At 60.7% G+C, this 13,414-nt stretch carries 10 protein-coding genes and 1 riboswitch; of the genes, 9 read left to right on the top strand and 1 reads right to left on the bottom strand.

Annotated features, from left to right (window positions below; all coding sequences use genetic code 11):
* Window positions 1-21 precede the first annotated feature (21 nt).
* The 5 genes from GE107_RS00755 to GE107_RS00735 all read left to right on the top strand — a co-directional run bounded on the left by GE107_RS00755 (window position 22) and on the right by GE107_RS00735 (window position 4,822).
* Window positions 22-660, top strand: a complete 639-nt coding sequence (locus tag GE107_RS00755; RefSeq protein WP_219637513.1) for a ribonuclease HII — start codon at window positions 22-24, stop codon at window positions 658-660.
* 79 nt (window positions 661-739) lie between these two features.
* Window positions 740-2,602, top strand: coding sequence for a hypothetical protein (locus GE107_RS00750; protein ID WP_219637511.1), 1,863 nt, complete (start codon window positions 740-742; stop codon window positions 2,600-2,602).
* Complete coding sequence (locus tag GE107_RS00745) at window positions 2,599-2,910, top strand: EscU/YscU/HrcU family type III secretion system export apparatus switch protein (RefSeq protein WP_219637509.1); 312 nt, start codon at window positions 2,599-2,601, stop codon at window positions 2,908-2,910. Before GE107_RS00750 ends, GE107_RS00745 begins: the two co-directional genes overlap by 4 nt.
* Window positions 2,911-2,933: 23 nt before the next feature.
* Window positions 2,934-3,311, top strand: a complete 378-nt coding sequence (locus GE107_RS00740; protein WP_219637507.1) for a YraN family protein — start codon at window positions 2,934-2,936, stop codon at window positions 3,309-3,311.
* A gap of 69 nt (window positions 3,312-3,380) precedes the next feature.
* Window positions 3,381-3,469: riboswitch (cyclic di-GMP riboswitch) on the top strand.
* A 75-nt stretch (window positions 3,470-3,544) separates the two neighbouring features.
* The gene (locus GE107_RS00735; protein ID WP_219637505.1) at window positions 3,545-4,822 is read left to right on the top strand and encodes a copper amine oxidase N-terminal domain-containing protein; all 1,278 of its coding nucleotides are present in this window, start codon (window positions 3,545-3,547) and stop codon (window positions 4,820-4,822) included.
* An 80-nt stretch (window positions 4,823-4,902) separates the two neighbouring features.
* Here GE107_RS00735 and GE107_RS00730 read toward each other — a convergent pair whose 3' ends face one another.
* A complete protein-coding gene (locus tag GE107_RS00730; protein ID WP_219637503.1) occupies window positions 4,903-6,438 on the bottom strand; it encodes a YifB family Mg chelatase-like AAA ATPase in 1,536 nt (511 codons plus the stop codon).
* Between the two features lie 1,107 nt (window positions 6,439-7,545).
* Between GE107_RS00730 and sucC the strand changes: the two genes are divergently transcribed.
* The 4 genes from sucC (at window position 7,546) to topA (ending at window position 13,395) form a co-directional block, all read left to right on the top strand.
* Window positions 7,546-8,706 (top strand): ADP-forming succinate--CoA ligase subunit beta, encoded by a 1,161-nt coding sequence (gene sucC, locus GE107_RS00725; protein WP_219637501.1) that lies wholly within the window; start codon window positions 7,546-7,548, stop codon window positions 8,704-8,706.
* A gap of 103 nt (window positions 8,707-8,809) precedes the next feature.
* Entirely contained in the window at window positions 8,810-9,736 is a 927-nt protein-coding gene (sucD, locus tag GE107_RS00720; protein WP_219637499.1) for a succinate--CoA ligase subunit alpha, read from the top strand.
* A gap of 194 nt (window positions 9,737-9,930) precedes the next feature.
* The gene (gene dprA / locus GE107_RS00715) at window positions 9,931-11,040 is read left to right on the top strand and encodes a DNA-processing protein DprA (RefSeq protein WP_219637497.1); all 1,110 of its coding nucleotides are present in this window, start codon (window positions 9,931-9,933) and stop codon (window positions 11,038-11,040) included.
* Window positions 11,041-11,298: 258 nt separating this feature from the next.
* Window positions 11,299-13,395 carry a type I DNA topoisomerase gene (gene topA, locus GE107_RS00710; protein ID WP_219637982.1) on the top strand — a complete coding sequence of 699 codons (2,097 nt, stop codon included), beginning with the start codon at window positions 11,299-11,301 and terminating at the stop codon, window positions 13,393-13,395.
* The last annotated feature ends 19 nt before the right edge of the window (window positions 13,396-13,414 follow it).

Here is a 13,414-nt window from a genome sequence, read left to right as displayed (position 1 = left end):
GTAACCGATAACGAAAGGGCGTTGGCCGTTATGGAAGAAACGATCGATCGATTGCAATTCGAAGCCGCGCTGTGGGCGCAAGGGATGACGGCGGTAGCCGGGATTGACGAAGTGGGCCGGGGATGCCTGTTCGGGGACGTCGTCGCGGCTGCCGTCATCCTCCCCCGCGGGCTGGTGCTGGAGGAAATCAACGATTCCAAGCAGATCAGCGAGAAAAAAAGGGAGCGGCTCTACGAAGAAATCACGAGGGAAGCGGTCGCTTGGTCCGTCTCCCGCGTGGAGGCTTCCGTCATCGATCGGATCAACATCCGGCAAGCGGCGCGGCTGGCCATGAAGCAGGCCGTGCTCGGACTTCGCCCGGCGCCCGAGCATTTGCTCATCGACGCCGAAACGGTCGATTTGGACTTGCCCCAGACGCCGATCGTAAAGGGAGATTTCTTAAGCCAATCGATCGGCGCGGCGTCCATCGTCGCCAAAGTGACGCGCGACCGCCTCTGCACCGAGGTCTGGGACGCGCTGTATCCCGGGTACGGGATCGCCGGCCATAAGGGCTACGCCACGAAGGAGCACCGGGAAGCGCTGCTTCGGATGGGACCGACGCCGATGCACCGGCAGAGCTTCCTGGGCAACCTGTTCGCCGTGCAGCAGGAATTGTTTTGAAGCCATTCACGGACGGAAGACGGAATACCGATACATAGAGTAGAAGATTTCGGTACGGATCGGATAGGAGGGTTGCGGCTTGGGCATGAACATCGGTCCGATGCTTCGGGCCATGCTGGGGGAAACGGTGCCGGCGGACGCGAAGGCGCTTGAGCTGCGGATCGGCCAGATCGTCCGCGGCGTGCTGATGGAGATGCTGGATAACGGGGAAGCGCTGATGAACATTAACGGCGTCGCCGTCCGGGCCAAGCTCGAAACCGAATTGCAGGTCGGCCGGGGAACGCTGCTTCAAGTTCAGCCCGGCGGTTCCGGAGGTACGGTTTTGCTGAAGCCGCTCGCCGAGCCCTCCGAAGCGATACCCGACGACGGGTTGAAAAACGTGCTGAAATCGTTCGGCCTGCCGGATCAGAAGTGGGCTTACGAGCTGCTGCGCGGGTTGAAGAGAGACGGTTACGCGATCAACAGGGATACGGGCGCTTACTTCCTGAATGCGGCTTCCCTCAAACCCGCGGCAGCGGATCCGGCAAGTTGGATGGCCGCGGCCGATGTGGCTTTCCGGAGAGGATTGACATCTTCGGAAGAGACGATCTCCGCCTTGCGCCAAACGTTGTTCGGCCAGCCGCTGCACGCGGAATTAGCCGGGTTCGCCTCCGCGCTACGGGAATGGACGGGTACGGATGGGGCTAAATCTTCTCCGGTGTCGGATTTGGCAGGGAGATTGCAGACGTTGCTTGCGGAAGGGGAGAAGCTGCTGGCCCAAGGGGAGAACCAGCTGCTGGGCGGAGGTTCCCGAACCGGCTCGAGAGAACCCGCCAGTTCGGGCATTACCCGAACGCCGGGTATGCCAATCGACGGCAGCGCCGGGGAACCCGCGCAAAAGGTTGAGGCGGAATCGCACGGGCAGTCGGCGTCCCGCCAAGTCCCGTCGATCCCTTCAGGAGCCGCCGCTCCCGGAGGATCCGGCCTCTTGGGACAGCCGGCACCCGCTTCCGCCGCGCAAAGCGTGTCCTCGTCTGCGGCCCCCGACCCCCATGCATTTCCGTCCGCTTCGGGACGTCCGACGACGACGGATCCGGAGGAGACGATCGTCCGCTCGCCGCTGCGACATAACGGCATTTCGGATTCCGGGAACATCCAGCCGAATGCGAAGGAAGTCATGGCGAGGGAGCCTTCCGCCGCACCAAGAGGGGCGACTTCCCGCGACGAATCGGGTTGGATCGGGCGTTTCCTGCAGTGGCTGGGAACCGGTCACGAACATCGGCTGCAGAACGCGGCGGATTTCCGGCTGCAGGCGGATCTGTCGGCTATGGCGTCAGGAACGCTTCCGTCAGGCGACGAGCGTCCCGCGGCGGATAATCCCCGGAGTTCCGCGGAGACGCTCAAAAGCGCTTTGCTCACCTTGGCGTCGCACGAGGAGGCGCCTCCCGCCCTGCGCGACGCGGCGCAGTCGCTGGTGAACCAAATCACGGGCCAGCAGCTCCTTCTCTCTTCGGAACGGCAGCCGGCGAATCCTTACAGCATGATGACGCTCTTCCTACCGATGAAGGGGCAAGACGGGAATACGACCGCGACCATCCACGTGCAGACCCGCCGCGGCCGCAAAGGAGAATGGGACACGGACAATTGCCGACTGTTGTTCGACCTGCGGATGCGCCACCTCGGGGATACGGTCGTGGACGTTCAGGTGGTGGACCGGATCGTCTCGGTCAAGCTGATGAACGATTATCCCGGAATGGCCGAGCTTGTGGAGCATGCGAAGGACGAGGTCGGCATCGCCCTGCGGGATGCCGGATTCCAATTGCTGTCCATGACGGCGCAGCCGCTGCCGCAGCTGAGAGAACCGTCGGCTCCGGATTCGTCGGAACGCAGAGACAAACCGGAAGGCGCCGCGGCTGCCGCCTTCGCCGCCAAGCCTTACAAAGGGGTGGACTTCCGCGTATGACGCCGAACGCCAAGCAGCCTTCCTCCCGGACGATGCCCAAGAAAGCCGTTGCGCTCAAATACGAACCTGAACGCCATTCCGCGCCGGTCGTGGTCGCCAAGGGGCAGGGAGCGCTCGCGGAAGAGATATTAAGTAAAGCAAGGGAGCACGGGGTTCCCGTGCAGGAAGATCCTTCTTTGGTCGAAGTGCTGTCCAAGCTGGATCTGGAACAGGAAATCCCGCCGGAGCTATACAAGCTCGTGGCGGAAATCCTGAGCTTCGTCTACCGTTCCGACCGGACGGCGGGGCAGAACGGCTTGCGCAGGTAAGATCATCCGAAGGAGCGTGGAAGATGAGCTCTCGCAACCGGCTTAACCGTTCGGAGACGGGCCGAGCGGCCGAAGAGGCTGCGGCCGTTTACCTGCAAGGCCGGAGCTACGAGATCGAAGCCCGCAATTGGCGGTGCCGGACCGGCGAACTGGACTTGATTGCCTGGGACGGCTCCGTCCTCGTATTCGTCGAGGTCCGTTCGCGAACGTCACCGTCGCGCTTCGGCACGGCGGTCGAAGCCGTCACGCCGCTCAAATGCCGGCAAGTCCGCGAAACGGCCGAGGTCTATCTGAAAATGACGGGCTCCTACGGCAGCTCCGTCCGGTTCGACGTCGTCGCCGTCACGTTCGGAGCGGACGGCTCGGTGCGGGAGCTGAAGCACATTCCGGGGGCGTTCTAGGTCACGGATTTTCGAAAAATGTCGAATTTTGCCGCATCCTCGCATTCATAGATGGTATAATCGGATTACCGCCGGACAGGGCAAACCCGCCGAAAGTCGGGGACGCAAAGCTACAGGGGCTGCCGCCCGGACTCGGGCCACGCCGGCCAGCCGCCGGATGGGCCGAATCTACGGACTTTCCGGGACTACGCGACGTAGTCTTTTTTTATTATGGGCCGAGGAGGAAACGGAACATGGAGCGGAAAGCAAGAAAAAGGAAGCTGCTAGTGTTGGCAGCCTTATTGGCGGCTAGCCTTGCGATCTTGCCGGGAGCGGCTCTCGCCAAGAACGGCAATGGGAACGGAAACGGAAATGGAAATGCGCAAAGCGTCCCTGGAGCGGATTCCGGCAAGGAGCACAACAACGAAGGCAAGCCGGTTGACGAGCTGCAAGCGACGGACGATTCGTCAACTTCGGGGGATTCCCAAAACGCCGGGAACAAGCTGGATCCGGATCGGAAAAAAGGATTGTACCGCGCGCTGGAGAACGTGAAAGGAACGCCTGCCGAGAAGACGATCTCCGATCTCATGGCTTCCAAGTACGGGGTGGAGGACATCATCGATTCGTTGGACGAGCTGTCGGGAAGCGGGAATCCCCCGGAGGTAACCGGGGAGGAATCGGTAGCGCCGGATGACGCGGAACTCGAAGCGTTGGCGGACGAAATCAGCGAAGGCTACGAGGAAGGCAAATACGTGGTGGGTGCGGAAGGGTTGACGCAGTTGGCCGACGTGTACGATCGGCTGGACAAGCCCGCCAAGGCCGTTGCCGTGCAGGAAGCCGCGATTTCCGAGGAACCGGCTGATTTGGACGGCTACAAGAGACTCGGCAAGCTGAAGAAGAAAGCGGGGCAATCCGAAAAACAAGCTTTCGTGAACGGGGAGGCAGTCGCCTCCGACGTGGAACCGATCTTGTATAAAGGCAAGGCCATGGTGCCTTTCCGGGCGATTGCCGCCGCGCTGAAGGCCGAAGTCGAGTATCGGGAAGACGGAACCGTCATCGTGACCCGGGACGGCGTCACGATCGAACTGAAAGCAGGCAGTACGACGGCTGTGGTTAACGGTAAGGAAGTCCAGCTGGCGGTAGCGCCGATGACCCGTCACAACCGCATTTTCGTCCCGTTCCGGTTCATCGGGGAAGCATTCGGGATGGACGTGGGTTACGAGCCGGAGTCGGGCAGCGTGATCGTGAACGATCCGGTTGACGGGACGGATGGCGGAGCATCCGGAGACGGCGCGGCAACGGGAAATCCGACAACAGACGGGGCGGCAACGGGAGGCACAGCAACAGACGGAACAACCGCGGGCGTATCGACAACGGACGGCGCGGCTTCTTCCGGAACAACGAATGGAACAACCATGGACGCGACGGCGTCGGGAGGAACGACGACGAACGGAACCGCAGCTGACGGATCAAGCTCGGGAACGTCCGCCGGCACGACTCCGTCCTCCACGACCGAAACGCCGGCCCCTTGACGCGGTTTACTCATTACTGATTCCCCCGGTGATCGCTGGCCGGGGGTTTCGCCGTTCTAAAGCGAAGATGCGAGATTCCCTCAGCTTTTGTCCAAGCAGCGGTACTGGATCGCCTCCGCGACGTCTTCGGCCTCGATGGCGTCGCGTCCGGCCAAGTCCGCGATCGTCCGCGACATCTTCAGAATCCGGTCGTGCGCCCGGAAGCTCAGTCCAAGCCGGTCGTACACGCTGGCCAGCAGTTTTTCCCCGGATGGAGTTAGCGCCGCGTATTGCTTGAGCAGCGCGCCTTGCAGCTCGCTGTTCCAGGAGATACTGCGCCCGGCGTACCGGAACCGTTGCCGCTCATATGCTTCCAAGACCATGGCCCGCGCCTGTTCGGAGTTGAGCACGGAGGTATGGGCCGAAGGCCTCGATGACTGTCGGGGAAGCTCGACCTGCAGATCGATTCGGTCCGCGAGCGGCCCGGACATGCGCGACCGGTACCGGAGAACGGCGGACTCCGAGCAGGTGCAAGGCCGATCCGTGAGCGGGTCGCCGCCGAAAAATCCGCACGGACAGGGATTCATGGAGGCCGCTAACATAAATCGGGCGGGAAACCGGCACACGCCGCGCGCCCTGCCGATCGTCACCTCCCGGTCTTCGAGAGGCTGGCGGAGCGATTCCAGGCACACCCGCGAAAATTCGGGCATTTCGTCGAGAAACAGCACCCCGTGGTGCGCGAGCGTTACTTCCCCCGGCTTCGGCACCGTGCCGCCGCCGATCAACCCGGCCGTGGAGATCGTGTGGTGGGGGGAGCGGAAGGGGCGTTCGCGAATCAGTCCCGTCCGGAGTTCCCCCAATTTGCCGCATACGCTTAAAATCTTGGTTACGGAGAGCGCGTCCGCGTCGTCGAGGGGCGGCAGAAGCCCGGGCAGGCGTCGGCAGAGCATCGTTTTCCCCGTTCCCGGAGGCCCGATGAAGAGGATGTTATGCATACCGGCCGCCGCGATAATAAGCGCCCGTTTAGCCTGCGCATGGCCGACGATGTCGGCCAGGTCGGGCTCTTCCCCTTTGCGGAGCAGGTCCCGCAATAGCGGATCCTTCTCCCGACCCGCCGCTAAGGCGCCCCGCGGCGGCGCATCGTCCAGCCAATCGCGGATCGAGCCGATCCCTTCGACCTCGATGCCGTCGATCAAGCGCGCCTCGGCGACCGACGCCAGCGGCACGACGACCCGCCGCAGTCCGGCTTCGCGCGCCCGCTCGGTCATCGGCAGAACCCCCGGGACGGCGCGGACGTCGCCGTTCAGCGCCAATTCCCCGATGAGCAAGGCGTTCTCCACCTTATCCGAATGCAGCTGGCCACTCGCGCACAAGATGCCGGCCGCGATCGCCAAGTCGAAGGAGCTTCCTTCCTTGCGCATGTCCGCGGGCGCCAGATTGACGGTAATCCTGTCCATGGGGAACTTCAAGCCCCCGTTCTGGACCGCCGCCCGCACTCGCTCCACGGATTCGCGAACCGCCGTGTCGGCGAGCCCCACTACGCTTACCTGCGGCAATCCAGAGCGGATGTCGACCTCCACTTCGATCAACCGGCCTTCGACGCCGATCACGCTCGCTCCGATCATTTTGACGTACATGACGAAAAACACCCTCCTCCTCAACGTGTCCGTTGGCGGAGAAAGGTGCTTCCTTCCCGGTCCGCTTCGTTCTATTGCCTTCAGTCTACGTCTGCCTGCACGGGTTGTCAATAAGGGCGATTCGTCCTCGCACGGCATGAACGGGAAGGGCCCCCTCTAAGCCGCCTCCCCTTGTTTGCGGCAGCAACGTATCGTGAACGGCTTGCTCACCAGACCTCTCTTTTTCCGCCTATTATCCTCTACGGCTTATCCTCCACTACCTCGGCTGCGTGCCCGCACGTTAGCACGTTATGTTCGGCGACAAGCTTAACTCACTCACGGCTACTGCGTACCCGCACGTTAAGCTCCTCTCGCGAGCTTATCTCACTCAGGGTACCTGCTTACCAGCACGTTAAGTTCGCCGGGCGAGCTTATCTCACCCTCCGCACCTGCCGGCCAACACGTTAAGCTCCTCTCGCGAGCTTATCTCACTCACGGCTACTGCGTACCCGCACGTTAAGCTCCTCTCGCGAGCTTATCTCACTCACGGTACCTGCTTACCAGCACGTTAAGTTCGCCGGGCGAGCTTATCTCCTCATTCAGGGCATCGCTCCCGCCTTTTCACAAGGAAACCTCGGGAAAAAGAGCAGCCAGATTGTTTGAAGTCGAATTTGTTTCCGGAGATACCCGTCCTCAAGCAATGACGGATTGATGCCGATCTGCTGGCTGGTCTTTAAACAACCGTCAATAATCAGCTTGTCGGTCGACCAAACGTGACCGGAGCGAGGCGTTTCAAAGGTCTAATACTTGGTTGATGGAGGTCGACTTAAGTCGGAGAGGATCCGCGGGAAGGCGGGGGGGTGATCGCGGACATGTTCATGCGCATGGGATGGATTTCTTCCGGCTGGAAATGCTAACTAAAGGTCCGTTGATCCATCGCAAAAGCAGATGAAATCATTGCCAAACGCATCTGAAAAAATCATCAAAATATGAGGAAGACTTCTACAAAAAGTGATACAATGATTGAGGTTTGTTACATAGCTTGACCTCGTGACGACGGAGCGCGCCGCCGGCCGGCCAGCCCGCAAGTCACGGGAGAACGCGCGCAAACGGGAGGATGCAAGAGCCATGAACATTCATGAATATCAAGGCAAAGAAGTTCTGCGGCAATACGGCGTGACCGTACCCCGCGGCAAAGTGGCATTCACCGCTGACGAAGCCGTTGCGGCCGCCAAGGAGCTCGGCAGCGCCGTCACCGTCGTGAAAGCCCAGATCCATGCCGGCGGACGCGGCAAAGCCGGCGGCGTCAAAATCGCCAAAAGCCTTGACGACGTGCGCAAGTACGCGGAAGAGCTGCTGGGCAAAGTGCTGGTCACGCACCAGACCGGACCGGAAGGCAAAGAAGTCAAGCGCCTCCTCGTCGAGGAAGGCTGCGACATCAAGAAAGAATATTACGTCGGCGTCGTCGTCGACCGCGCGACCGGACGCGTCGTGATGATGGCTTCCGAAGAAGGCGGCACGGAGATCGAAGAAGTCGCTGCCCATTCCCCGGAGAAAATCATCAAGGAAGTCGTTGACCCGGTTACCGGACTGCTGCCGTTCCAGGCGCGCCGGTTGGCGTATGCGATCAACATTCCGAGCGAGCTGATCAATAAAGCGGCCGGCTTCATGCTGAAGCTGTATAAAGCGTTCGAAGACAAGGACTGTTCGATCGCCGAGATCAACCCGCTCGTCGTGACGGGATCCGGCGACGTGATGGCGCTGGACGCCAAGCTGAACTTCGACTCCAACGCGCTGTTCCGCCACAAGGACATCGTGGAGCTTCGCGACCTCGACGAAGAGGACGAGAAGGAAATCCAAGCTTCGAAATTCGACCTGAGCTACATCGCGCTCGACGGCAATATCGGCTGCATGGTCAACGGCGCCGGCCTCGCGATGGCGACGATGGACATCATCAAGTATTACGGCGGCGAGCCCGCCAACTTCCTCGACGTGGGCGGCGGCGCCAACAAGGAGAAAGTGACGGAAGCGTTCAAGATCATTCTGTCCGATCCTAACGTCAAGGGGATTTTCGTCAATATTTTCGGCGGCATCATGAAGTGCGACGTGATCGCCGAAGGCGTTGTCGCGGCCGCGCGCGAGATCGGTTTGGACAAACCGCTCGTGGTTCGTCTCGAAGGAACGAACGTCAAGCTGGGCAAAGAGATTTTGAACGGATCGGGCCTCAACATCGTGGCAGCGGATTCCATGGCCGACGGCGCGCAAAAAATCGTGTCGCTCGTGAAATAAGGAGAGACTTTGAGCTCCGCTCAAAGATCCCTATGTCAGGAGAGACTTTGAGCTCCGCTCAAAGGTCCCTATGTAAGGAGAACGAACCGGGGAGTGTGAAGTCATGAGCATTTTAATCGATAAAAACACCAAGGTGATCACCCAAGGCATTACGGGCGCCACCGGACTTTTCCATGCCAAGGGTGCGCTCGATTACGGCACGCAGATGGTCGGCGGCACGACGCCGGGCAAGGGCGGCCAGAACGTCGACATTACGCTGGAGAACGGCACGACGGTTTCGCTGCCGATTTTCAATACGGTCAAGGAAGCGGTCGCGGCTACGGGCGCCACGGCTTCGGTCATTTACGTCGCGCCGCCGTTCGCGGCCGACGCCATCATGGAAGCGGTCGACGCCGATCTGGATCTCGTCATTTGCATCACGGAAGGCATTCCGGTGCTCGACATGGTGAAGGTCAAGCGGTACATGGAAGGCCGCAAAACCCGCCTGATCGGACCGAACTGCCCGGGCGTCATCACGCCGGGAGAAATCAAAATCGGCATCATGCCGGGCTACATCCACAAAAAAGGCCACGTCGGCGTCGTCTCCCGTTCGGGTACGCTGACGTACGAAGCGGTCCACCAATTGACGACCAACGGAATCGGCCAGTCGTCCGCCGTCGGGATCGGCGGGGACCCGGTCAAAGGCTCGGAGTTCATCGACATCCTGAAGCTGTTCAATGAAGATCCGGACACGTACGCGGTCATCATGATCGGCGAAATCGGCGGCACCGCGGAAGAAGAAGCGGCCGAATGGATCAAGGCGAACATGACGAAGCCCGTCGTCGGCTTCATCGGAGGCGCGACGGCGCCGGCCGGCAAACGGATGGGACACGCTGGCGCGATCATTTCCGGCGGCAAGGGCACCGCGGCGGAGAAAATCGCCAAGCTGCAGGAATGCGGCATTAAGGTCGCCCCGACTCCCTCCGAAATGGGTTCGACGCTCATTTCCGTTCTCGAAGAGCGCGGTCTGCTGGAAAAATGCAAAAGTTAATGGTACGCTAATCGAATAACGTTCGAATACGCGTCTGCCGATGCGCTTTGAACCCGGATAGGCAAGCAGCCTTCCGCACCCCGTACGGGGTGTGGGGGGCTGCTTTTTTTCGTCATGGGACGACGGAAACGTTCATCGCCTGCCCGGTCCTATGTTCGGCACGCTTCGACATAATATACAAAGGAGTGGTTATAATGGAATCTAGTGGTATTTCACGTGAAACATTGGTTGCCCTTCACGAGACGGAAGGCATCGGCTGGAAAACGATCCGCGATCTGTGGGCAGCCCGCAAACGGCACCCGATTCGAGCCGGGATGAGGGAAGGGGATCTGCGGGAATGCGGGCTTCTGCCGAAGCAGGCGGCAGCTCTTGCGGCCAATCTGGAGCCGTCGAGAATGGAAGAGAGGCAATACCTTCTAGGTCGGGCCGGCATCGGGGTGATCACGTGGGCGGATCGCGACTATCCGCTGCTGCTCCGGCGGACGGGGGATCCGCCTCCCGTTCTCTACTATATAGGACGGCTAGAGCTGATCGCCCGGCCGGCGATCGCGGTGGTGGGGACCCGGATCGCCACCGCCTACGGGAAACACGTAACCGAACTTTTCTCGGCCGCGTTCGCCGATCGGGGCTTCGCGGTGATCAGCGGCCTGGCAAAGGGGATCGATACTTGCGCGCATAAGGGGGCTTTGAACCGGGCCGGCGGAACCGTCGCGGTGCTGGGATTGCCGGTGGACCGGATTTATCCTCCGGAGAACCGGCAGCTGTATCAGGAGATCGCCCGCAAAGGCCTTCTCCTCTCCGAAGCGCCCCCGGGTACCCCCTACCATACCGGCATGTTTCCGGCGCGCAACCGGATCATTGCCGGGCTCTCGCTCGCCGTGCTCGTGGCGGAAGCCCCGAAGGACAGCGGCGCCTTGATTACGGCCAAAGATGCCATCGAAGCGGAGCGCCCCGTCTTCGTCATACCCGGGCCCGTCACTTCCCCGCGAAGTCTCGGAGGCATGGCCATGCTGCAGGACGGAACGGCGGACCCGGCGCTCGTGCCGGAGGACGTGGTCGGCCGCTTTCGATCACATCTCGAGGACGAAGATGAGGATGATAACGGACGCCAAGCCGATCCGGCGGATGCCGTGAACGAAGAAGAGGACGCCGTTTACCGGCTGCTGCTCGAAGACCCCCGGACCGTCGACGAGCTGGCCGCGGATACGGGCTTCGCGCTCGGGATGCTGCATTCGATATTGCTGTCCCTGGAGATCAAGAAGAAGATCCAGCGATTTCCCGGGTCGGTGTACGGGGCGCTCTGAACGCTTCGCTTCCGGCGGGTATCCGGGAGAGGCGATACGCGCGGGATTTGACCGGGCCGTACAGGATGCTGTACGATGTGTGCGAAGAAGCGATGCGCAAACCGGCTTCGCCATGGCGTTTGCGTTGGCCTCGAAGAACGTATATGCTAACTATTAATCATGAAGGGTTCTACAGAATCCCGGCACCGTGCATAACCCCCTCAGGCCGCTCGTCTCGGCCGGGGGGCCGCCGCCCACCGCAGGAGAGGAGGAATGAATGTGGCGGATTCGCTCGTCATCGTGGAATCCCCGGCCAAAGCCAAGACGATCGGCAAATATTTGGGCAGCAAGTTTATCGTCAAGGCATCCATGGGCCACATTCGCGATTTGCCCAAAAGCCAGATCGGCGTAGAAATCGAAAACGAGTTTCAACCGAAATACATCACGATACGGGGCAAAGGCAACGTACTCAAGGAATTGAAGGACGCCAGCAAAAAGGTGAAAAAAGTGTATCTCGCGGCCGACCCCGACAGGGAGGGCGAAGCGATCGCCTGGCATTTGGCGCATTACCTGGAGCTCGACGAGAAGGATGCTTGCCGCGTCGTCTTCAACGAAATCACGAAGCAAGCGGTGAAAGACGCCTTCAAGTCTCCCCGGCCGATCGACATGGATTTGGTCAACGCGCAGCAAGCGCGCCGCGTGCTGGACCGCCTGGTCGGGTACAAGATCAGCCCGCTGCTGTGGAAGAAAGTCAAGAAAGGTCTCAGCGCCGGGCGCGTACAATCGGTAGCGGTGAAATTGATCATCGACCGGGAGAACGAGATCAAGGCGTTCGTGCCCGAAGAATACTGGAGCATCACCGCGCATTTGATGAAAGAGGGCGCCGCGTTCGAAGCGAAGTTCCATTCTCTGAACGGAGACAAGAAGGACCTGGGGAGCGAAGCCGACGTGAAGGAAGTGCTCTCCCTGATCGGGAACGCGCCTTTCACCGTCGGCGAAGTGAAAGAGAAGGAGCGGCAGCGCCATCCGGCCCCTCCGTTTATCACCAGCTCGCTCCAGCAGGAAGCGGCGCGCAAGCTCAATTTCCGCGCCGCCAAAACGATGCAGGTCGCCCAACAGCTGTATGAGGGCGTCGATCTCGGCAAAGAAGGCACGGTCGGTCTCATCACTTACATGCGCACGGATTCCACCCGCATCTCGCCCGTCGCTCAAGAAGAGGCCAAGGAATTCATTTCGGCGCGGTACGGGGCGCCTTACGTTCCGGATACGCCGCGCGTCTACACGAAGAAAAATTCGAACGCCCAGGACGCCCACGAAGCGATCCGGCCTACGTCCGTGCTGAGGGATCCGGATGCCGTGAAGCCCTATTTGTCTCGCGATCAGCATCGGCTGTATAAACTGGTTTGGGAACGTTTCGTAGCCAGCCAGATGGCTTCCGCCGTGCTGGACACGATGACCGTGGATTTGATCAACGGGCCGGTCCAATTCCGTGCCGTCGGTTCGAAGCTGAAGTTTCCCGGATTCATGAAGATTTACGTGGAAGGGAACGACGACGGATCGACGGAGGAAGAGCGGCTGCTCCCGCCGCTCCAAACCGGCGAGACCATAACGGCTGCGCAAATCGATCCGAAGCAGCATTTTACCCAACCGCCTCCCCGCTACACGGAAGCCCGTCTCGTGCGGACTCTGGAGGAGCTGGGCATCGGTCGCCCCAGCACGTACGCCCCGACGCTGGAAACGATCCAGAAACGCAATTACGTCGCGATCGAGGACAAGAAATTCGTGCCGACCGAGCTCGGGGAGCTGGTCATTCAGCTGATGGAGGAGTTTTTCCCGGAAATTCTCGACGCCGAATTCACCGCCCGCATGGAAGACGATCTCGACCATGTCGAGGAAGGCGAAGAGAACTGGGTTCAGGTCATCGGCGATTTCTACAAATCGTTCGAGAAAAGGCTGACCGTGGCGGAAGACGAAATGAAGGAAGTCGAAATCCGCGACGAGCCGTCCGGCGAATTGTGCGACAAATGCGGCAATCCGATGGTGTACAAAATGGGCCGCTTCGGCAAATTCCTCGCCTGCTCCGGGTTTCCGGAATGCCGGAACACGAAGCCGATCGTCAAGGATACGGGCGTCGGATGCCAGAAATGCGGCAAAGGCCAAATCGTCGAGCGGCGCAGCAAGAAGGGGCGTCTGTTCTACGGATGCGACCGGTATCCCGAGTGCGATTACGTGTCCTGGGACAAACCGGTGGCGAAGCCTTGCCCCGACTGCGGCGGCATGATGGTGGAGAAACGGAGCCGCGGCAACGTGACTTGGCATTGTACCGCATGCGCCCACGACGAACCCGCCCCGGAAGCGGACGAAGCGGCGGAATAGCACCAAGGAGGAAGAATCC

The sequence above is a fragment of the Cohnella sp. CFH 77786 genome (genome assembly GCF_019400745.1).
In the GTDB taxonomy this organism is placed as follows: domain Bacteria; phylum Bacillota; class Bacilli; order Paenibacillales; family Paenibacillaceae; genus Cohnella.
Note: the sequence above shows the minus strand (reverse complement) of the source record. Positions and strands in the feature narration are given on the sequence as shown.